At 55.3% G+C, this 785-nt stretch carries 2 protein-coding genes; both read left to right on the top strand.

The annotated features are described in order from the left end of the window. A partial coding sequence (locus ACOCD2_RS23325) for a transposase domain-containing protein (RefSeq protein WP_368857394.1) occupies window positions 1-100 on the top strand: 100 nt, incomplete at its 5' end. Between the two features lie 76 nt (window positions 101-176). Further along, the gene (gene greA / locus ACOCD2_RS23320; RefSeq protein ID WP_293649428.1) at window positions 177-653 is read left to right on the top strand and encodes a transcription elongation factor GreA; all 477 of its coding nucleotides are present in this window, start codon (window positions 177-179) and stop codon (window positions 651-653) included. Window positions 654-785: the final 132 nt, after the last annotated feature.

Here is a 785-nt window from a genome sequence, read left to right as displayed (position 1 = left end):
CTACCTCCACCATGTGCTGCAGCACATCGGCAATGCCAGGACGGTTGAGGACATTGAAGCCCTGCTACCCTGGAACACGCCTGTCAAAAAAATGCAATAGGGCTGATTGTTTGGCGCTTACAAAACAGATATTCTGACGGGATCGTATTCCCGGTAACTTTCAGACCAGATTGCTTATGAATAAAACACCGATGACAGTGCAGGGCGCGGAAGCCCTGCGGCAGGAACTCAATGAACTGAAGACCGTTGCGCGACCGAAGGTCATCGCAGCGATTGCAGAGGCGCGTGCTCACGGCGATCTGAAGGAAAACGCCGAATATCATGCGGCGCGGGAACAGCAGAGCTTCATTGAGGGTCGCATCAAGGATATCGAGGCCAAGCTGTCTAATGCGCAGATCATCGATGTCAGTACTGTCAATGCCGGCGGGCGGGTAGTATTCGGCGCCACGGTGGACGTGCTTGACCTGGAAACGGACGAAGAGCATACCTATCAGATCGTTGGCGAGGATGAGGCGGATATCCGCCATTCCCGCATTTCCGTAACCTCTCCCATTGCCCGTGCGCTCATCGGCAAATCTGAAGGCGACGAGGTGGAGATTCAGGTGCCTGGCGGCATGCGGGAGTTCGAGATACTGGAAGTCCGCTACATATGAACACATTCAGGGAAGGATCCCGATGAAATGGCTGTCAGCATTCTTTCTGTCGGCGACGCTGCTGCTGTCCGGACTGCAGTTGTGCATTGCCGGCGAAAGCAGCGGCACAACGGCTGACAAGCGTGTCTTCGG

The sequence above is a fragment of the Thiolapillus sp. genome (assembly GCF_048562965.1).
GTDB classification, from domain to species: domain Bacteria; phylum Pseudomonadota; class Gammaproteobacteria; order Chromatiales; family Chromatiaceae; genus Thiolapillus; species Thiolapillus brandeum_A.
This window is presented reverse-complemented; position numbering and strand designations above follow the sequence as displayed.